Here is an 18,713-nt window from a genome sequence, read left to right on the forward strand (position 1 = left end):
ATCACTGCCCCGCTCAGTCGTCCGATTCGGCCTCGAGCGACGGCCGTCGCTCTCCCCGCCGCCGCGCGAGAACCCGGTCGACGATGTCGCTGCTCGAGTGCAGGCGCTCCCCCGTCGGCTCGAGGCCGCCGGCCCGCTCGACCCGACAGTCGATCCCCCACGCCGCGAGCAGCCCGGCGATCTCGTCCTCGTCGTGGTGCTGGTCGTGGCCCAGCACGACGACGTCGGGATCGATCTCGCGGATCGGCACCGAGAAGTCCTCCGGATGGCCCAGTCGGGCGTGATCGACCGCCTCGAGCGCGGCGACGGCGTCCCGACGCTGTTCGCCCGGCAGCACGGGGTCGGGTTTGTGCGTGACGCCCGCCGCGCGGGCGACGATGACGTGGAGTTCGTCGCCCGCGTCCGCGGCCGCCTCGAGGTAGTGAACGTGGCCCGGATGCAGGAGATCGAAGGTGCCCTGGGCGACGACCCGCGTCGCTCGGCCGGACGGTCCGTCGGTCATGTCGATAGCTCCGTGGTTACGGTAATGCCGCCCGTTTCGGCGTACAGCGAGTAGAGCAAGATCGCGAACCCGAGCGCCGTCGCCGAACTCTGGAGGGCGATGCCCAGTCCCATCGTGTCGCCGAGGAGGTGGACGCCGCCGCCGAGGATCGAGCCGACGACGATGACGCCGAAGCCGCCGGCGACGGCACGCAGCGCCGCCGACCCGGTCCGGCGGAAGGCCCGATAGGCGAGCGACGCGATTGCGCCGCCGGTCAGTACCGTCGCCGTGTTCGCGATCGCGATGGGGAGCGTGTACTCGTTCATGACTCGGTGGGTCCGGGGCCGCCGTCCGACTCTCCCGCTCGAGTCGGTCGCCGCGAGAGCCGGTGGGGTGCTGCGGCGACGCGAGGGGGTCGACCGCCGGCCGTCTCCGTACCCGTTCGTCCTCGGAGCAGTCACTTGAGTACACCCATCGGTTCCCGAACCAAAGGAACGTGGCCGATGATGTTCGCCGCACTCCGACGGATCGAGTCGACGCCGGTCGCCGGGCGGGCAGCCGATCGCGGCGGCGTCGGCGAACCGGGGACTTCAAGCGGCGGCGTAAGGGAACCCGTACTACCAACCGTGACCGGACGTCTCTTCTTCGAGAGCGGAGTCGCACCGCTGGCAGCCGAGGCGGGCGGGCTCGCGGTAACGCCCCAGATGCTCGTGGTGTTCGCGATCATCCTCCTCGCGCTGGTGCTTTTCGTGACCGAGTGGCTGCCGATCGACGTGACCGCCATCCTCGTGATGGTCCTGTTGATGGTGCTGGGCGCGGACGGCGTCGCGAACTTCACCGAGATATCGACGGCCGAAGGGACCTCCGGGTTCTCGAACTCGGCGACGATCACCGTGCTGGCGATGCTCATTCTGAGTTCCGGAATTAGCCAGACCGGGGTCGTCCAGATCATCGGCCGGAAGATGTCCGCGTTCGCCGGCGAGGACCTCGACAAACAACTGCTCGCGACGATCGGCGTCAGCGGCCCCATCTCCGGGTTCATCAACAACACGCCGGTCGTCGCCATCCTCGTGCCCGTCGTCTCCGACATCGCCCACAAGGGCAAGACCTCGCCGTCGAAGCTGCTGATTCCGCTCTCCTACGCGTCAATGTTCGGCGGGATGCTCACGCTGATCGGCACCTCGACGAACATCCTCGCGAGCGACGTCTCCGCGCGCTTGCTCGATCATCCCTTCTCGATGTTCGAGTTCACCAAGCTCGGCGTCATCGTCCTCCTCGTCGGCAGCCTCTATCTCATGACCGTCGGCCACCGGCTGCTCCCCGAGCGGGTCCCCGTCGACGAGGACTACGTCACGGAGTACGACATCGAGGAGTACCTGACCGAGGTGATCGTCGACGAGGAGTCCCCGATCGTCGGCTCGACCGTCGCCGACGCCATCGACCGCGTCGCGTTCGACGCCGACATCCTGCAAGTCGTCCGCGACGACGAGGAGTTCATCGAACCCATCGGTCAGAAGACGATCCGCGCCGGCGACACGCTGCGACTCCGCGCGGATCGGCCGACCGTCCAGCAACTCGTCGAACGCGAGACGCTCACGATCGACGGCGGTCCGGAGACCGACGCCGAACTCGAGCCCGAGGAGATCCCCGACCGCACGCTGGTCGAGGTCGTCGTCCCCCGGGGCTCGTTCCTCGTGGGCGAGTCGCTCGAGACGTCGACGTTCCGCCAGCGCTACGACGCGACCGTGTTGGCCTTCCGCAGTCGCGGGGAGACGGTCCGCAGCGACATGGACGAACGCCGCATTCGGGTCGGCGACACGCTGTTGGTCCAGGCGGCGCCCGACAGCATCGACCGCCTCTCGCAGAACGACGACTTCATCGTGGCTCACGAGCCCGACGAGCCCGATTACCGCACGGAGAAGATCCCTCACGCGGCGGCGATCATGGCCGGCGTCGTCGGCTTCGTCGCCGTCCCGTGGGGGGCCGTCGGGACCGCGCTGGCCGGCGTGACCGGCGTCGCCGCCCTCGAGTCCATGTCGGCGCTCTCCTTGCCGATCATGGTCACAGCACTGGCCGGCGTCGTCGCGATGGTCGCGTCGGGCGTCCTCAAGCCGACCGAGATCTACGACGCCGTCGAGTGGGACGTGATCTTCCTGCTTGCGGGCATCATCCCGCTGGGGATCGCCTTAGAACAGACCGGCGGGGCCGACCTCCTGGGGTCGCTCGTCGCGTCGACCGGGGCCTACCTCCCGGCGCTCGGCGTCCTCTGGGTGTTCTACCTCGCGACGGGGCTCATCACGGGCGTGATCTCGAACAACGCCAGCGTCGTGTTGATGCTCCCGGTGGCCGTCGAGACCGCCTCCCAGATCGGTGCGAACCCCTTCGCGTTCGTGCTGGCGGTCACCTTCGCGGCCTCGACGGCGTTTCTCACGCCCGTCGGCTACCAGACGAACCTGTTCGTCTACGGCCCCGGCGGCTACAAGTTCATGGACTTCGTCCGGGTCGGCGCGCCGCTGCAGTTCCTGCTCTCGATCGTCACCGTCCTCGGGATCAACTTCTTCTGGGGGCTGTAGCCCTCGCGTATCGCCCGACCGCTACTCGTCGCTCGAGTCGCCTTCCTCGGCCGATTCCTCGTCGTCCGCGGCCGACTCGTCCCCGTCGCCCGCCTCGTCGGCCGGCGGCTCGTCCTCGTCGTCGCGCTCGAGGGCCTCCTCGAGTTCCCGCTCGCGCTGGCGCTCCTCGGCGTCGTCGGCCTGGTCCTCGCGCCCGTCCTTGGTGTCTGCCATAATCCCACACACATCGCCGACGGGGATAACGCTGTGCCATGGCGCTTCAACGCCGTCCGCCCGCCGAGCGCTCGTCACCGGGACCCGACGAGACGACGCGGTCGGCGTCTCGAGGCCGTCGAGACGACCCGAACGAGCGCCGACCCCGGCTCGTAGGCCACGCGGTCGGTCGGGGACTTCGCGGCGACGAGCTTCCAGAAGCCCGGCGCGTCGAGTCGCAGCCGACACAGTCCCCGCTCGTCCGTGCGGGCCGATTTCCGTCCCGCCTCGACGAACGCCCCTTCGACCGGCCGTCGCCGGTCGTCGCGGACGCGAACGGTGAACTCGGTTCCGACGGGTACCTCGTGGCGCTCGAGGTCGACCCGGAGCCGACGAGTAACTTGCATGCAGGTAAGTAACACGATCCGATCGAAAAGCGGCCACCCTGTGTATTCCGGTCCGGAGACGGGGCGCCGCGTCACGCGCGCGGCTCAGTCGGTCGCGACGACGTGGGCATCGTCGGGGTCGAACCCGACCGTCAGTTCGTCGGCTTCGGGGACCGCGGGCAGTTGGAGGACCATCTCGGTCCCGTTCCAGCGGCCGTGGACGCGGACGGTCTCGCCGAGGAACTCGCTGGTTTCGACGGTCACCGGCAGCCGGTTGGTCCCGACGTTCCGGGAGAGCGCACCCGGTCGCACGCAGACGGTGACCCGGTCGGCCCCCGGCGGGACCGCCGACACCGCGAGGGTCTCGCCGCCGACGTCGATCCGCGCCTGGTCCTCCTCTCGAGCCCGAACCGTGCCCTCGAAAACGTTGTTGTCGCCGACGAACTCGGCGACGAACCGCGTCGCGGGCTCGCGGTAGATCGCCTGTGGCCGGCCGACCTGCTCGACCCGGCCGCCGTTCATCACCGCCACGCGATCGGAAATCGCCAGCGCCTCGGCCTGATCGTGGGTGACGTAGACGGTCGTGATTGCGAGTGCCGACTGGATCCGTTTGACCTGCCGGCGCAGCGACTCCCGGAGCTGTGCGTCGAGCGCGCTCATCGGCTCGTCGAGCAAGAGCAGGTCGGGAGCCGGCGCGAGCGCCCGCGCCAGCGCGACCCGCTGGCGCTGCCCGCCCGACAACTGATCGGGGTCGCGCTCGCCCATTCCCTCGAGGTCGACCAGCGCGAGCAGTTCCCGGACGCGTTCGTCGACGGTCTGCCCGTCCGGCGGCTCCCGGAACCGCAGCCCGTAGCCGACGTTCTCGGCGACGCTCATGTGCGGAAACAGCGCGTAGCTCTGGAAGACGACGCCGACGTCTCGCGCCTCCGGCGGGACGCCGTCCATCGCCCGGCCGTCGAATCGGACGGTCCCCGCCGTCGGCGACTCGAAGCCGGCGATGGTCCGCAGCGTCGTCGTCTTCCCGCAGCCCGAGGGGCCGACGAGGGTGAAAAACTCCCCGTCCCGGACCGTCAGGTCGATCCCCTCGAGCGCGACGGTCCCGTCGTAGCGTTTGGCGACGCCCTCGAGTTCGAGGTCGGTCATCGCTCGAACCTCCCGCCGACGCGGTCGACGACGACGAAACTGGCGGCCGTGACGAACAGCAGAACCGTTCCCATGGCGATCGCGGGGCCGGAGCGACGGCCGAGATAGCGCTCGACGGCGACTGGCATCGTGTAGGTGTCGCCGCCGCCCGCCAAAATCACCGTCGAAGAGAACTCCCCGATCGAGATAGCGAAGGCGAAGGCCGCGCCGGCGACGATGCCGCTGGCCACGAGTGGCAACTCGACGTCCCGGAGCGCGCGGTACCGGGAGGCACCCAGCGCACGGGCGGACTCGACCATCGCCGGATCCAGGTTCGCGAGCAGCGGCGAGACGTTGCGCGTGACGAACGGGTAGGCCGCGACCGCGTGGGCCGCGACGATCGCGACCGCGCCGGTCACCTGAAACCGCCAGCCGCCGGGCAACGGAATCCCGAAGACCAGTCCTCGGAGCAGGCCGATCCCGAAGACGACGCCGCTGACCGCAAGCGGCAACATCGCCAGCGCGTCGACGACGGCCCCCGCACGGCCCGCCCGGGCAGTTACGACCGAGATCACGACGCCCATCGGGACGGCGACCGCGAGCGTCGCGACGCCAAACAGCAGCGAGTTCCGGATCGCGATCCACGGCAGCGTCTGGTAGCTGGCCCCCTCGAGCTGGCGCTCGAGCAGGAACGCGTAATGGCGACCCGTGAGCCCGCTCCCGTCGGTGACGCTGCCGACGATCAGGCTCGCCATCGGTCCGACGAAGACCACCAGTACGACGAGTCCGTAAGCGACGATCGCCAGCCGGCGCGGCGACAGCGCGGTCCGCAGGTCGGGAACGAGCGGCCGCCTCGCGGTCGACCCGGCCGCACGTGCCAGTCCCGACTGGGCGGACTCGTATCGGAGATAGGCGTACGTCAGTCCCAGCGAGAGCAGCGTCTCGAGGACGGCAAGCGTCGCGGCCTCGCCGTAGGCCAACTGGCGCACCCGGTCGTAGATCCAGACCTCGACGGTCGCCAACTGGAGCCCGCCCAGCGCGAGGACGATGGGGAAGGTCATGAACGTGAAGATGAAGGTCAGCAACGCGCCGGTCAACACTGCGGGAAACAGTTGCGGGACGACCACGTCGCGGAACGCCCGTCGCGGACTCGCGCCGAGGCTGCGGGCCGTCTCGACGGCCCGGCGGTCGACGGACTCCCACGCGGCGACGGTCACGCGGGCCACCAGCGGCGCGTTGTAAAAGGCGTGGGCGACGATCACGATCGCCAGCGGGTTCCACTCGATGAACGGGTACGGCCCGAGCCCGACCAGTCCGAGCAGGCCGTTGAGCGTCCCGCCCCGGCCGAACATCGCGTAGAAGCCGACCGCGACCATGATCCCGGGCAGGACGAAGGGCAGGATCGTCAGCGACCGGACCGTCCGCCGGCCCCGGAACTCGTAGGTCGCCAGGACGTAGGCCGCGGGCAGCCCGAGCGCGACGCTTGCCACCGTCGACAGCGCCGCCTGATAGGCCGTAAAGCCGAACAGTCCCAACCGGACCCCCGGCGTCTCGAGGGCGAGCCACGGCACCGGCAGGTCGAGGCCGGGGATCGGCCGGACGACGGTACCGGACACCGAGACGGCCCCGAGCCAGCCGGCGACGCCCTCGAGATGTGTCCGGACGGCGAGCGGCTCCGCGAGGACGTCCGCGAGCGCCCCGACATAGAACGGATCGGTCAGGACCGCGCGGAAATGGGCGAGCGTCGGCCGGCCCGCCTCGAGGACGGCCTCGACGAAGACGACCCCGACCGGCAGGTAGAGCATGATCGCAAGCACCGCGGCCGTCGCGAGCGCCGCGAGCGAGAGGGCGTGGCGCTCGAGGCGCGACCGGAGGGTCACGACCGCGTTCCGGAGCCCAGGGCGATCCGATGCGGGCACGGGCTTACTGGCTGACGTACTCGCGGGCCCAGTCGTCGACCCAGCCGCCGAGGCTGCCCCGAAGCGCCTCGTAGTCGAATGCGACCGTTTCGGACGGCTCGTGGGCGTACTCGTCGAACGTCGAATCGAGGTCGACGTGATCGTCCGCGACGGCCGGGAACTGGACGTTTCGCTGGGCGATTTCGGCCTGGGGCTCGCTCGAGAGGACGAAATCGAAGAAGTCGTAGGCGACGTCGACGTCCGTCGCTCCCTCGAGGATGCCCATTCCTTCGGGGTTGGCGTAGCCCTGCCCGTTCGGGAACGCGACCTGATGGCGGCTCATCTCGTAATCGAACTCGTTCGCGTACACCTGATCGGTCGAGTAGGAGACGACCATCGCCCGCTCGCCCTCCATGTACGCGCCGCTGTAGGACTCCGTCCAGCCGTCGAGGACGCGAACGCCGTTGTCCTCGAGGTCGCCCCAGTAGTCGAGGTAGCCGCCCTCGCCGTGGGCGTCGATCGTCCACAGCAGGAACGCCCGTCCCGGATCCGAGTTCTGGGCGTTCTGAGCCAGCAACGCGTCCTCGTAGGCCGGCTCGGTCAGGTCCGCGAACGTCTCGGGTTCGTCGACGAGCGTCTCGTCGTAGACGAGACAGATGTAGCCCGTGTCGTAGGGCAGCACGCGACCGTGGGGGTCGCCCATCTCGAGTTCGTCGCGGATCCGATCGGCGTTGTCGAGCCGATCGACCTCGAGTTCCTGCAGGAGTTCGCCGTCGCCGAGTTCGTCGTCGATCCGGACGAGGTCGTCGACGTTGACCCCGACGTAGGCGTCGGCGTCGATGTCCGCGTTCTCCCGCGCGCTCCGCACGTACTGTGTGAGCCCTTGGTCGGGAACCGTCCACTCGATTTCGGCGTCGTGTTCGGCCTCGAACGCCTCTTTGAGCCACGGCCCGGCCGAGTTCTCCGTGTTGACCATCGAATCGTAGGTCGCGATCCGCAGCGTTCCGTCGTCGCCGTCGCCGTTCCCGCCGCCGTCGCGAGTCAGACAGCCGGCGACGCCGGTGACCGTCCCCGCACCGACCGTCCCGATGAACGTCCGTCGATCCATTACTCGGTGGTTACACTGAGTGGTCTTAAACGGCGTGATCGGCCGATCGGTCCCGTCAATCGGACAAAGACTTTACCGCTCGAGTGAGAGTCTCGGCTGTGACTGGGACCGCTCGCGGGGACGATCGCTCGAGACGAAAGCGCCGCTACGTCCTCGCGGGGATCGTCGTCGCGCTCGGGGTCGTGACCGGCGGGATCCTGCTCGAGGTACTGGGAACGATCCTCTTCGCACTGACGGTTGCCTACGTCCTCATGCCGGTCCAGGGGTGGCTCGTCAGGCGCGGGCTCTCGGAGTGGACGGCCGCGCTCGCGGCGACCGTGATCGGCTTCGCGAGCGCAACCGCCGTCTTCGCGCCGATCGTCGTGACGCTGTACTTCCGCATCGAGGGCGTCCTCGAGGCGGTCGAGGCCCTGCCGCGTGAGCTGTCGATCACGGCCTTCGGGGCGACCCAGACCATCGAGGCCGGTGAGGTTCAATCGATGGCGGTCGATTCCCTGAGCGGCGTCGCGACCGACTTCGCGCTTTCCCTCCCGGTCCTCGCGATCAAGTTCGCGCTGTTTCTCGTCCTCATTTTCGGCGTCCTGCTCAAAGGCGACGAGGCGGGCCGGGCCGCCGTCGCGCCGATCCCCTACGACTATCGCGACGTCGTCTACGCGCTCGCCACGCGCGCTCGAGAGACGCTGTACGCGATCTACGTCCTGCAGGTGGCGACCTCGCTCGCGACGTTCGCCGTCGCCTACCCGCTGTTCTGGGCGCTGGGATACGAGGGCGCGCTGACGCTCGCGATCGTCGCCGCCGTGTTACAGTTCGTCCCGATCATCGGGCCGAGCATGCTGATCGCGCCGATCGCGATCTACCAGGCCATCGCCGGCGACCTCGTCGCGGCAGCCCTGATCGGCGTTCTCGGCCTCGTCCTCGTCGGCTGGCTCCCCGATGTCGCCGTCCGGCCGCGGCTGGCGCGTCGCTCCGCCGGCCTCCCCGGCAGCCTCTACTTCGTCGGCTTCACCGGTGGGCTCTTTACTCTCGGCCCGATCGGCGTCGTCGTCGGCCCGCTACTGGTCGCCGTCTTCGTCGAGGCCGTCGACCTGCTGGCCGACGAGGTCAACACCGACGCCACGTTCAGCGAGATCATCGAAGCCGACCTCGAGTCCGATTCCGAGGACACCGAGACGACCTTCGAGGAGTCGAGTCCGCGGACGGCCGACGACTGAGGCCGGGATATCGCTGGCGCGGCCGGTCGCCGTCGGAGCGGGGTGAACGACACGTTAATCCAGTTGGGTAACAAACACGTTCGCATGAAACGTCAGCCCCCGCTTCCCGTCGCCCTCTTGATCGTAGGGATCGCAACCGTCTGTGCGCTCGTCATCGCGTCCGGCTTCCTCGATCCCGAGTGGATGCTCGAGACGCTCGGGCTCGAGCTGTATCTCGGTGCGATCGTCGGGATGCTGGGCTGTGGCGTCCTCTCGTTCTGGTTCGACCTCGCCGGACCCATTCGCCGAGCGCTGTAACGCTGCCTTCGGTTCCCCGCTAATCGATATCGTCACCGTGCCGATCGCTTTCTCCCCACAATTTTTAGGATCCCCGTCATCCGTTCGGTATGGTCACCACTCGGACGCTTCTCAACGCCGTCATCGGTGCCGTCGTCGGTGTCGTCCTCTCGTTCATCCCGTTCTCGACCGTCCTCGGCGGCCTCGTCGCCGGGTTCCTCGAGGGACCGGACGGCCGCGAGGGCGCGATCGTCGGTGCGCTGGCCGGTGCGATCGCGTTCCTGCCGATCGCGGGGCTGGGACTGCTCCTGTTCGGGCTCCTCGGAATCGGCCTCGCCGGCGGGGTTCCGCTCGAGGGGTTCGCGGTGGTCTCGGTCGTGATCGTCGTCGCCGGGTTCTTCGCGCTTGCCTACACGGTCGGGCCGTCCTTGCTCGGCGGCTATCTGGGCGCGTATCTCGCCCGCGAGTATCCCGACCAACACCACCGGACGCGGGCCACCATCGGCTACGAAACGGAGTCGGGTGGGGCTCCCCCCACCGAGGGCGCGCCGACGCGGGACCGCGAGTACGACCGCGACTCGGGAACCGCGGACTCGAGGGAGTTCGGTGCCGATCGAATCGACGACGAACGGGACGACGATCGCGAACGGAACCACGACCGGTTCTGATCACTCGTAGCGCAGTGCGTCGATCGGGTCCGTCCGCGCGGCCCGCCACGCGGGGTACAGCCCCGCGAGGACCCCGACGAGTATCCCCACGCCGATCGCGAGCGCGACGTACTCGAGGGGATAGACGAGCGGTAGATCGACGTATTCGGCCCCGACGTAGCCACCGATCAGGCCGAGTCCGGTTCCCAGAATCGCGCCGATCACCCCGAGGATGACCGCCTCGGTCAGGAACAGGCCCAAGACGTCGCGGTTCTGCGCGCCGACGGCTTTCATGATGCCGATCTCGCGGGTTCGCTCGGTGACGCTGACCAGCATGATGTTGGCGATGCCGATCGAGCCGACCAGCAGGGAGATGGCCGCGATGCCGACGATGAAGTTCCGTAACAGATCCAGCACGTCCTGGAGCTGCTGGAGCAGCTCCGTACTCGTCCGGAACGTGACCGCGAGGTCGTCGCCGAGGAACTCGCTGGCGTCGGACCGATCGCTCTCGAGGTAGTCGGTCGCGCTCTCGCGGGCGGCGTCGATGTCGGCCTCGTCGTCGGAGGGGGCTTCGACGATGATCGCGAGGAAGCGGGCCTCGCCGCTCTCACCGGCGCTTTCGTTGTCCGCCCCGTCATCGCCCCCGCCGGCTCCGAGTCCCGACGCTTGTTCCGTGTAGTAGGGATCGGTCGGGACGTACACCCGCGGCGAGGACTCGAACCCCTCGAAGGGGCTCTGTCCCTCGCTGGTGTCGGTGATCCCGACCACTTCGACGGTCCGTCGTTCGCCGCCGAGGATCGTCACGGTCAGTTCGTCGCCGACGGTGACGTTCTCCTCGAACTGGTTGGCCGCCGCCGGGTTGAGGACCGCCTCGCGTTCGCCCTGCCGGAACTGTCTGCCCTCGGCCAACCGCTCTTCGCGGATGTACGACGGTCCCGAGGCGATCAGTCCGTTCCCCTGGGCGACCGTCTCCTCGCCGTTCGAGATCGCTTGCGTCTGAATCGTCGCGTAGCCGTAGGCCGCCTCGACCTCGTCTAAGTCCCCGACCGCCGCGAGGTCGTCGTCCGTAAACACCGGTTGGGCACCCGCGAGCGGCCCGCCCTCGGTGTCGGGATCGGCGGCCCAGCCGTAGACGTTGCGCTGATCGTCGGGACTGATGTCGCCGATGATACCGGCCTGTAGGCTCGCACCCAGTGTGACGAACGCGATCACCGCCGCGATCCCGATCACGATCCCCAGCGTCGTCAGCGCCGACCGGAGCTTATGGCCCCGGATCGAGCGCCACGCCAGCCGCAGGCTCTCGAGCGGGTTCACTCGGAATCGGCCTCCGTCGGCTCCGACGAACCTGTTCGGGAGGCCGGCTCCGGTGTGCCGTCGCCCTCGAGTTCCTCGATCCGTTCGATCCGCCCGTCGAGCAGGTGGACGATCCGGTCGGCCCGCTCGGCGACGTGGCGCTCGTGGGTAACGACGATCATCGTCGTCCCGGCGTCGTGGAACTCGTCGAAGAGATCCAGGATCTCGGCCTCGGTGTCGGTATCGAGGTTGCCGGAGGGCTCGTCGGCCAGCACGATCGCCGGGTCGTTGACCAGCGCCCGGGCCAGTGCGACCCGTTGGCGCTGGCCGCCCGACAGTTCGTTGGGCAGGTGATCCCCGCGGTCGGCGAGCCCGACCCGCTCGAGCAGGTCACGCGCTCGCTCGCGCCGTTCCGTTCGGTCGATCCCCTGAAACAGCTGCGGGAGGGCGACGTTCTCGACGGCGTTCAGTCGGGGCATGAGGTTGAACGTCTGGAAGACGAAGCCGACCTCGGTGCCCCGGAGGCGGGTCCGCTCGCGGTCGTCCAGCGTGTCGACCGCTCGACCGCCGACGACGACCTCGCCCTCCGTCGGGGTGTCCAGACAGCCCACGAGGTTCATCAGCGTCGACTTGCCCGAGCCGCTGGGGCCCATGATCGCCGTATAGGACCCTTCCGGTACCTCGAGCGAGACGCCGTCGAGCGCGTGGACGGGCTCGCCGATCCGATAGGTCTTGCGGACGTCCGAGAGGGAGACGGCCGTCTCCGCCGTTGCCATGAGCGTTGATCGACGGACGGCTCAAAAAAAGTTCGGCGTAACGATGTGTCCGCAACGGCGGCCGACTGCACGGACGTCGGGTCTCGGAGTCGGCGACGATCCGGTGGCGCTACCACTCCCCGCTCGTCGCGTCGCCGCCCATCGGCTCCGTCGCCGTCTCGTCGCCTCGGAGGAGGACGTACGCGATGACGGCGAGGATACCGATCGGGAAGACGACGAACAGCAACGCGCCGACGCCGACGGCCCACGCGAGTTCGTTGTTCTCGCGTTTCGCGGGTCCTTGTACACCCAGTAGGCGACGCCGACCGTGATCGCGACGGCGATGACGAAGCCGATCACCATCGCGGCGAGCATCGTCGTCGAGTCGACGGGGAGTTCTTCACCGCCGGACTGGAGCGGAAGGAGGGCGAGTTGCAACATTATACCACCCGGCTCGAGCGGCGGGTCGGTCGTCGAGCGGGACCATGTTGCCGATCGGGACCGGCGTAATCGGCGGGGTGGAGAGCAGGGTCTCGCATACAAGTGATTGTGTCCCAACAGGTACTATAGCTCTTCCGATCCGATTCCGAAATTGACAATACGTCCTCGCTGCCGGGACGGATATCGTAGCCGCTGAAACGATTGACACACTGATTGCAACGCTGTCGTACGATCAGGTTCGCAGTGAGTTTCAGTGGCGACTATCGTTCCGGCATGCAGAAAGTTATTTGTCACCCAAAATAGTAGTATAGTTAAACAGTGCCCTCCATCGATATATCCAACGTGACGAAACGGTACGGTACCGAAACGGCACTCGACGGACTCTCGCTGTCCGTCGAGCGCGGCGAAATATACGGCTTTCTCGGTCCCAACGGGGCCGGTAAGTCGACAACGATCAACCTCCTATTGGACTTCATTCGGCCGACTACCGGCGAGGTTCGGGTGTTCGACCTCGATGCGCAGGCGGACTCCCTCGAGATCCGCCAGCGAACCGGTATCCTTCCCGAGGGCGCCGAACTCTACGAGCGCCTGACCGGCCGCCAGCACGTCGAGTTCGCGATCGAGTCCAAGGGGGCCGACGACGACCCCGACGAACTCATCGAGCGGGTCGGTCTCTCGCCCGACGCGGCCGCGAAGAAGGCCGGCGGCTACTCGAAGGGGATGGCCCAGCGGCTCACCTTCGCGACGGCCCTGGTCGGCGAGCCCGACCTCCTGATCTTAGACGAGCCCTCCACCGGCCTCGACCCCAACGGGGCTCGCCGAATGCGCGAGATCATCCGCGAGGAAAACGAACGCGGCGCGACCGTCTTCTTCTCGAGTCACGTCCTCGGGCAGGTCGAGGCGGTCTGTGACCGCGTCGGCATCCTCCGGGACGGCGACCTGATCACCGAGGACACCGTCGAGGGACTGCGCGACTCGATGCCCGACCAGACCAGACTCCGCGTGACCCTCGATCGGATCCCCGACGACTCGGATGCTGCCCTCGCAGCGGTCGAGGCGATCGACGGCGTCTCCTCGGTGACCCCGGAGGGACGGTCCCTCGTCGTCGCCTGCGAGGACCGCGCCAAGACCGAGGTCCTCCACGCGATCGAGGAGTACGGCGTCACTGTCGAGGACTTCGAGACCGACGAGTCCTCGCTGGAGGACCTGTTCGTCGCCTACACTACGGGGGCCGACGGCGGCCGGGAGGTGGTTCGATGAGCGCGATCACCGTCGCGAAGAAGGACTTTCGTGACGCAGTCCGGTCGCGCCTGCTGCTGGGACTGACCGCGCTCTTTGCCCTGTTTACCGTCGGCGGAGCCGCGCTGGCCTCGTGGGCTTCCGGGTTGTTTTCGGAGGGTGGCGGCGAGTCGACGATCGGACTAATCTTCGCGTTGCAGACGCCGGCGGGCTTTCTCGTCCCCGTGATCGCACTGATCGTCGGCTACGGTGCGATCGCGGGCGAACGCGAGACCGGGAGCCTGAAGTTCCTGCTCGGACTGCCCCACCGCCGTCGGGACGTCGTCCTCGGGAAGGTCCTCGGTCGAACGGGCGTCGTCGCAGTGTCGATCCTGATCGGCTTCGCCGTCGGCCTGATCGGGCTCGTCGCCTTCGTCGGCGAGGTCTCGCCCGTCGACTATCTCGCCTTTACGCTGGTGACGGTCGCTTTCGGGTTCGTCTACGTCTGTCTCGGCGTCGGCATCTCCGCGATGACCCGGTCGACGACCAAGGCTGCCGTCGGCGCGATCGCACTCGTGGTCCTATTCAAAGCCCTCTGGGGAATACTCTCACAGGTCCTGCTCTACGCCATCGAGGGAACGTTCCTTCCCGAGACGTTCCCCGGCTGGTACCTCGTCTTCAACTCCATCACGCCGGATGCCGCCTACGGCTCCGCGATCGGGTTCGTCCTCCGCGAATCGCAGTTCACCTCGGCGGGTGCCTACGAGTCACAGGGACTGATCGAGAGCGTGCCGCTGGTGGCCGAGCCGTGGTTCGGTTTCGTGATCCTCGCCGTCTGGGCGCTCCTGCCGCTGGCACTGGGTCTCTGGGGGTTCGGACGAGCGGATCTCTGAGCGGCCGACCGCGAATTACAACGTTTTTGCCCTCGCCGCTCCCGTGAGGAGGTATGAAGACGGCAGGTGGCTCCGACGCGGCGAAACGACGGGCCGGCGAACGCGCGGCCGAGGACGTCGCCGACGGGTTCGTCGTCGGCCTCGGCACCGGCTCGACGACCGCCCACGTGATCCGCGCGCTCGGCCGGGCCGTCGACGACGGCCTCGAGATCCGGGGGATCCCGACTTCCTTCCAGTCCCGCCAGTTGGCTCTCGAGGTCGGCATCGAACTCACGGACCTCGACGCGGTCGACGGCCTCGATCTGGCGATCGACGGGGCGGATCGGGTCGTCGACGACCCGGACGCGGCCGCACACGGCGCGTTGATCAAGGGTGGCGGCGCGGCACACGCACGCGAGAAACTCGTGGACGCGGCGGCCGACCGGTTCGTCGTCGTCGCCGACCCCTCGAAGCTGACCACTCGCCTCGAGCGGTCGGTCCCGGTCGCCGTCCTTCCGGACGCCCATACCGTCGTCGCGGACCGGATTCGGGACCTCGGCGGCGAGCCGACGCTCCGAGATGCCGGCGAGAAGGACGGCCCGGTCGTGACCGACAACGGCAATCTCGTCCTCGACTGTGCGTTCGGCGCGATCGACGATCCCGACGAACTGGCGGCGCGGCTCTCGGCGATTCCGGGTGTGGTCGAACACGGGCTGTTCGTCGGTATGGCCGACGCGACCTACGTCGGCACCGACGACGGCGTCGAGGTCCGCCGGTACTGAAACGGTTTCGGGCTGGAGCCCCTTACCGCGCCGGGAGCGGGAGCCGACCCGACGACTCCGCGATCTCGGATTCCCGTTGCTCGGTCGCCGACTCCTCGTTCGTACTCCGCGAGAGCAGCGTCACGGTCAGATAGAGGACGCCGAGCAGCCGCGCCGCGGGCTCGACCCACGGCCGCAACTCGAGGTCGTCGGTGTTGGCATAGACCAGGTGCTGACTGAGGTCGATGACCGGCCGCGGGACGAGGACGAGCGTCAGCCCGGCGAGCCCGAGCAGCCCGGAAACCAGCGTCGATCCTTGCCGGCCGCGGACGAGCAGCCAGACGAAGACCAGCCCCTCGAGCCGAGCGCCGGCGAGCGCGAGCGGCCGCGGTTGGGGCTCGCCGGGGTTTCGGAGGCCGATCCGTTCGCAGGCGGCGATCACCGGTTCCGGTTTCACGATCTCGAGGAGGCCGAAGCCGATCAGCAGTCTGCGCAACATATCCGTCCGTATCACGGCATCGGGCAAAAAACTCGAGCCGGCAACGTCGCCCGGGTGTCGGCCGGCGACAGCTATCGCTATCGACCGTAGCGTCCGAAAAAATTGGGGTGGCGTCCCTTACAGGTCGCGGGGCTGGACCGTTTTCCGGTCGTTGGCTTCCGCGCGTCGGGCGGCGTCCTCGAGAAGCTCGTCGACTTCCTCGTCGAGTGCGTCGTAGAAGTCGGAGGCAACGTTTTTGTCATCGAGCGCTTCCTTTACGGCGGCTTTGACGATAAGATCTGCCATACGGTGTATCGGTTTCGCATAACTCCATATAAGAATTTTGGTTAGCAGCGGAAATACGGGGGTTGCAGCGGTTGATTCGCCCGTTTCGACCACCGATTTCACCGGAAAGTATATGGCATATGAGTGGCGACCCCGCCGAACGGGGGTCGCGAATCGGCTGAGTTGCCTCGCGCGCGGTCCTCCGGGGCTCGCACGTACGTTACGAGATCACAAGATCCTCGACGGCGTCCGCGCCGTGACTCGTCCCGGACCGACCGCCAGCCGACGCATTCGAGTACGTCGACCCCGGAACGGCGGTATGCGCGAACTCCTCGAGGCCGTGGCCGACGGCGACCTGTCGCCGGCCGAGGCCGAAGCCGAACTCAGGGGGTACGTGGTCGGCGAGGCGGGCCGGTTCGACGCGGCCCGTCGACAGCGCCGCGGGATCCCGGAAGCGATCTTCGCGGAGGGGAAGTCGGCCGAACAGGTCGTCGCGCTCGCCGAAACCGCCCTCGAGACGACGGGCCGAGCGCTGCTGACGCGTCTGTCGGAGCCGCAGTTCGACGCGCTCAGGGATCACTTCGCAGCGACCGCCCCCGACGCGACGCTCGAGCGCCGGAGCGCGACGGCGCGAGTGCTGGCTCCCGACTACGAGCCGCCGTCGCTCGATGCGACGGTGGGGATCGCCACCGGCGGGACGGTCGACGAAGCGGTTGCCGACGAGGCCGAAACAGTCCTGCTGGACGCGGGCGTGACGGTCGATCGCGTCGACGACATCGGCGTCGCCGCGCTGTCCCGAACCCTCGACCAACTCGACCGGCTCCGCGGGGCCGACGTGTTGATCGTCGTCGCCGGCCGAGAGGGCGCGTTGCCGACCGTCGTCGCCGGCCTCGTCGATACGCCGGTCATCGGTGTCCCCGTCGCGAGCGGCTACGGCTACGGTGGCGACGGCGAGGCGGCGCTTGCCGGGATGCTCCAGTCCTGTACCGTCCTTTCGGTCGTCAACGTCGATGCGGGCTTCGTCGCCGGGGCACAGGCGACCCTCATCGCCCGTTCGATCGCCGCCGGCCGCGACTGAGCCCTACCCCGTTCGGCAAAAATAGTTTCCACAACCCAAAAGCCAAACAGTGTTTGGAGAAGGCTATTTAACCGTACACCCGGTATACCCTGATACCGGCTCCGGCCGGTGTGACCAATGCCCAAGTGTGACCACTGCGGCGCGCACGTTTCCGAACGGTTCGCACGCGTCTTCGCCGACGAACGCGGCGAGATCCACGCGTGTGTCAGTTGTTCGGCCAACGCCGGCATCGCTGAAGCCGCGAAAGAGCGCGCTCGCGGCACCTGACCATCACGATCGATCACGACTACCACGCGCCCCCACGGACGAGACGCTTTTTAGGCTGGTCTCCCTGCTCACGACCGATGGCCGATCACGTCGTCTACGTCCTCGAGTGTGCCGATGGCTCCCTCTATACCGGCTACACGACCGACCTCGAGCGACGCGTCGCCGAACACGATGCGGGCGAGGGCGCGAAGTACACCCGCGGTCGGACGCCGGTCGAACTCCGCTACCACGAGCGCTTCGACTCGAAATCGGCGGCGATGTCCCGCGAGTACGAGATCAAACAACTCTCACGAACTGAGAAGGAACGGCTTGTGGGCCTCGAGTAACGCCGGTCACGACGAATGTCTCGCCGGTCATTTCCCTCTGACACACGCCGAAAAATAGATATCCATCGGGAATGACAGTTCTCTCGAGATGCAAATCGACGTCGTCGACGAACTCAGACAACCGGAGTACACCGGCGACAACCGGTGTGAGCCCTGTACAGTCCTGAACCTGGTTATCGCGGCGATACTTGGTTCGATCGTCGCCCGCAAATCCCGTCTCGGCGGACTGGTCGCCGTCGGCGTTTCGATCGCGCTGATCTACCTCCGTGGGTATCTCGTCCCCGGGACGCCGACGCTGACCAAGCGGTACCTCCCGCCTGCAGTACTGCGCTGGTTCGGCAAGGATCCCGAGCCCACGGTCGCGAGCGGCCTCGGCGGCGGCCCGACGACCGAAACCGACCGCGATTCGACGGCGGACGACGCGGTCACGTTCGACGAGGACGCGGCCGTCGCGACCGACGACACGACGTCAGCCGCCGACGGCGACGGGACCGCCGCTGCCGGAGCCGACGCCGATCCTGTCGCCGATCTCGAGACGTTCTTCCTCGAGAACGACGTCCTCGAGCCCTGCGAGGATCGCGACGATCTCTGTCTCACCGACGAGTTCGAAGCCGTCTGGTTCGGCGAGATCGACCCGCTCGCTGAGTCGGGGGTCGACGTCGAGGCGGCCGTCGACGCCTTCGGGTTCGACGCCGACCCCGAGCGGTTCGAACTCGGCGAACACGGGGAGGCGTACCGACTGCTCTCGGAGACGGGCGCGGCCGGCCGCTGGCCTTCCCACGCCGCCCTGCTCGCCGACGTTGCCGCCAGCCGCGCGCTCGCGTCGTGGACCGACGACTGGGACGCCTACGCGCCCGAGACGAAAGGCGAGGTCCTCAACGGCCTCCGGATGTTCCTCGAGACCTGTCCCTCCGGCGGCGACGTCCGGATGGGCGAGGAGGTCGTCGAGTCCTGCTGTAGCTCCCACGAAGTGATCGCGGTCACCTGCGAGGACACCGGCGAGCGACTCTTCGAGCAGCGACTCGCGGACGTCGACGCCTGATCG

At 68.0% G+C, this 18,713-nt stretch carries 22 protein-coding genes and 1 pseudogene; 11 read left to right on the forward strand and 12 right to left on the reverse strand.

The features are described from left to right. Nucleotides 1–13: 13 nt before the first annotated feature. On the reverse strand, nucleotides 14–502 hold the full coding sequence (locus tag ACSBP4_RS01035) for an adenylyltransferase/cytidyltransferase family protein (protein ID WP_435551112.1): 489 nt from the start codon (nucleotides 500–502) through the stop codon (nucleotides 14–16). After that, nucleotides 499–807, reverse strand: a complete 309-nt coding sequence (locus tag ACSBP4_RS01040) for a DUF7521 family protein (protein WP_049965263.1) — start codon at nucleotides 805–807, stop codon at nucleotides 499–501. The genes ACSBP4_RS01035 and ACSBP4_RS01040 overlap by 4 nt, the downstream gene beginning before the upstream one ends. Before the next feature lie 378 nt (nucleotides 808–1,185). Here ACSBP4_RS01040 and ACSBP4_RS01045 point away from each other — a divergent pair, with 378 nt between their 5' ends. Next, nucleotides 1,186–3,054, forward strand: a complete 1,869-nt coding sequence (locus tag ACSBP4_RS01045) for an SLC13 family permease (RefSeq protein WP_435551348.1) — start codon at nucleotides 1,186–1,188, stop codon at nucleotides 3,052–3,054. Between the two features lie 21 nt (nucleotides 3,055–3,075). Here the strand turns inward: ACSBP4_RS01045 and ACSBP4_RS01050 are convergent, their stop codons facing one another. From ACSBP4_RS01050 to ACSBP4_RS01070, 5 genes are all read right to left on the reverse strand, one after another. After that, entirely contained in the window at nucleotides 3,076–3,267 is a 192-nt protein-coding gene (locus tag ACSBP4_RS01050; protein WP_049965264.1) for a hypothetical protein, read from the reverse strand. Nucleotides 3,268–3,341: 74 nt separating this feature from the next. Further along, the gene (locus tag ACSBP4_RS01055) at nucleotides 3,342–3,653 is read right to left on the reverse strand and encodes a hypothetical protein (RefSeq protein ID WP_006648452.1); all 312 of its coding nucleotides are present in this window, start codon (nucleotides 3,651–3,653) and stop codon (nucleotides 3,342–3,344) included. Nucleotides 3,654–3,737: 84 nt separating this feature from the next. Then, complete coding sequence (locus ACSBP4_RS01060) at nucleotides 3,738–4,775, reverse strand: ABC transporter ATP-binding protein (RefSeq protein ID WP_435551113.1); 1,038 nt, start codon at nucleotides 4,773–4,775, stop codon at nucleotides 3,738–3,740. Then, nucleotides 4,772–6,673, reverse strand: a complete 1,902-nt coding sequence (locus ACSBP4_RS01065) for an ABC transporter permease (RefSeq protein WP_435551114.1) — start codon at nucleotides 6,671–6,673, stop codon at nucleotides 4,772–4,774. The genes ACSBP4_RS01060 and ACSBP4_RS01065 overlap by 4 nt, the downstream gene beginning before the upstream one ends. 4 nt (nucleotides 6,674–6,677) lie before the next feature. After that, the gene (locus ACSBP4_RS01070) at nucleotides 6,678–7,760 is read right to left on the reverse strand and encodes a thiamine ABC transporter substrate-binding protein (protein WP_435551115.1); all 1,083 of its coding nucleotides are present in this window, start codon (nucleotides 7,758–7,760) and stop codon (nucleotides 6,678–6,680) included. Between the two features lie 98 nt (nucleotides 7,761–7,858). Between ACSBP4_RS01070 and ACSBP4_RS01075 the strand changes: the two genes are divergently transcribed. The 3 genes from ACSBP4_RS01075 (at nucleotide 7,859) to ACSBP4_RS01085 (ending at nucleotide 9,915) form a co-directional block, all read left to right on the forward strand. After that, on the forward strand, nucleotides 7,859–8,971 hold the full coding sequence (locus ACSBP4_RS01075) for an AI-2E family transporter (protein ID WP_435551116.1): 1,113 nt from the start codon (nucleotides 7,859–7,861) through the stop codon (nucleotides 8,969–8,971). 84 nt (nucleotides 8,972–9,055) lie between these two features. Then, a complete protein-coding gene (locus ACSBP4_RS01080; RefSeq protein ID WP_049965269.1) occupies nucleotides 9,056–9,268 on the forward strand; it encodes a hypothetical protein in 213 nt (70 codons plus the stop codon). 89 nt (nucleotides 9,269–9,357) lie between these two features. After that, entirely contained in the window at nucleotides 9,358–9,915 is a 558-nt protein-coding gene (locus tag ACSBP4_RS01085) for a DUF5518 domain-containing protein (protein ID WP_435551117.1), read from the forward strand. On the opposite strand, the gene ACSBP4_RS01090 is transcribed toward ACSBP4_RS01085, so the two are convergent. The 3 genes and pseudogenes from ACSBP4_RS01090 to ACSBP4_RS01100 form a co-directional block, all read right to left on the reverse strand. Further along, nucleotides 9,916–11,208 (reverse strand): ABC transporter permease, encoded by a 1,293-nt coding sequence (locus ACSBP4_RS01090; RefSeq protein WP_435551118.1) that lies wholly within the window; start codon nucleotides 11,206–11,208, stop codon nucleotides 9,916–9,918. Beyond that, entirely contained in the window at nucleotides 11,205–11,963 is a 759-nt protein-coding gene (locus tag ACSBP4_RS01095; RefSeq protein WP_049965272.1) for an ABC transporter ATP-binding protein, read from the reverse strand. The genes ACSBP4_RS01090 and ACSBP4_RS01095 overlap by 4 nt, the downstream gene beginning before the upstream one ends. A gap of 109 nt (nucleotides 11,964–12,072) precedes the next feature. After that, nucleotides 12,073–12,383 (reverse strand): annotated as a pseudogene (locus ACSBP4_RS01100) (hypothetical protein). Between the two features lie 318 nt (nucleotides 12,384–12,701). On the opposite strand from ACSBP4_RS01100, the gene ACSBP4_RS01105 reads away from it, so the two are divergent. The 3 genes from ACSBP4_RS01105 to rpiA are packed head-to-tail and all read left to right on the forward strand — an operon-like array spanning nucleotide 12,702 to nucleotide 15,255. Continuing rightward, complete coding sequence (locus ACSBP4_RS01105; RefSeq protein ID WP_435551119.1) at nucleotides 12,702–13,643, forward strand: ATP-binding cassette domain-containing protein; 942 nt, start codon at nucleotides 12,702–12,704, stop codon at nucleotides 13,641–13,643. Beyond that, nucleotides 13,640–14,494 carry an ABC transporter permease gene (locus ACSBP4_RS01110; RefSeq protein WP_006648441.1) on the forward strand — a complete coding sequence of 285 codons (855 nt, stop codon included), beginning with the start codon at nucleotides 13,640–13,642 and terminating at the stop codon, nucleotides 14,492–14,494. The genes ACSBP4_RS01105 and ACSBP4_RS01110 overlap by 4 nt, the downstream gene beginning before the upstream one ends. 53 nt (nucleotides 14,495–14,547) lie before the next feature. After that, the gene (rpiA, locus tag ACSBP4_RS01115; RefSeq protein ID WP_435551120.1) at nucleotides 14,548–15,255 is read left to right on the forward strand and encodes a ribose-5-phosphate isomerase RpiA; all 708 of its coding nucleotides are present in this window, start codon (nucleotides 14,548–14,550) and stop codon (nucleotides 15,253–15,255) included. A 22-nt stretch (nucleotides 15,256–15,277) separates the two neighbouring features. Here the strand turns inward: rpiA and ACSBP4_RS01120 are convergent, their stop codons facing one another. Continuing rightward, nucleotides 15,278–15,733 (reverse strand): hypothetical protein, encoded by a 456-nt coding sequence (locus ACSBP4_RS01120; protein WP_435551121.1) that lies wholly within the window; start codon nucleotides 15,731–15,733, stop codon nucleotides 15,278–15,280. Nucleotides 15,734–15,850: 117 nt separating this feature from the next. Then, nucleotides 15,851–16,018: a DUF1931 family protein gene (locus ACSBP4_RS01125; RefSeq protein ID WP_004267503.1), complete on the reverse strand. Its 168-nt coding sequence runs from the start codon at nucleotides 16,016–16,018 to the stop codon at nucleotides 15,851–15,853. A gap of 298 nt (nucleotides 16,019–16,316) precedes the next feature. Here ACSBP4_RS01125 and larB point away from each other — a divergent pair, with 298 nt between their 5' ends. The 4 genes from larB (at nucleotide 16,317) to ACSBP4_RS01145 (ending at nucleotide 18,710) form a co-directional block, all read left to right on the forward strand. After that, a complete protein-coding gene (gene larB / locus ACSBP4_RS01130; protein WP_006648438.1) occupies nucleotides 16,317–17,075 on the forward strand; it encodes a nickel pincer cofactor biosynthesis protein LarB in 759 nt (252 codons plus the stop codon). A gap of 117 nt (nucleotides 17,076–17,192) precedes the next feature. Continuing rightward, complete coding sequence (locus ACSBP4_RS01135) at nucleotides 17,193–17,342, forward strand: DUF7563 family protein (protein ID WP_006183067.1); 150 nt, start codon at nucleotides 17,193–17,195, stop codon at nucleotides 17,340–17,342. 77 nt (nucleotides 17,343–17,419) lie between these two features. Next, the gene (locus ACSBP4_RS01140; protein WP_006183066.1) at nucleotides 17,420–17,668 is read left to right on the forward strand and encodes a GIY-YIG nuclease family protein; all 249 of its coding nucleotides are present in this window, start codon (nucleotides 17,420–17,422) and stop codon (nucleotides 17,666–17,668) included. An 88-nt stretch (nucleotides 17,669–17,756) separates the two neighbouring features. After that, nucleotides 17,757–18,710, forward strand: a complete 954-nt coding sequence (locus ACSBP4_RS01145; protein ID WP_435551122.1) for a hypothetical protein — start codon at nucleotides 17,757–17,759, stop codon at nucleotides 18,708–18,710. Nucleotides 18,711–18,713 lie beyond the last annotated feature (3 nt).

Source organism: Natrinema sp. CGMCC1.2065, from assembly GCF_051225675.1.
Classification (GTDB): Archaea; Halobacteriota; Halobacteria; order Halobacteriales; family Natrialbaceae; genus Natrinema; species Natrinema thermotolerans.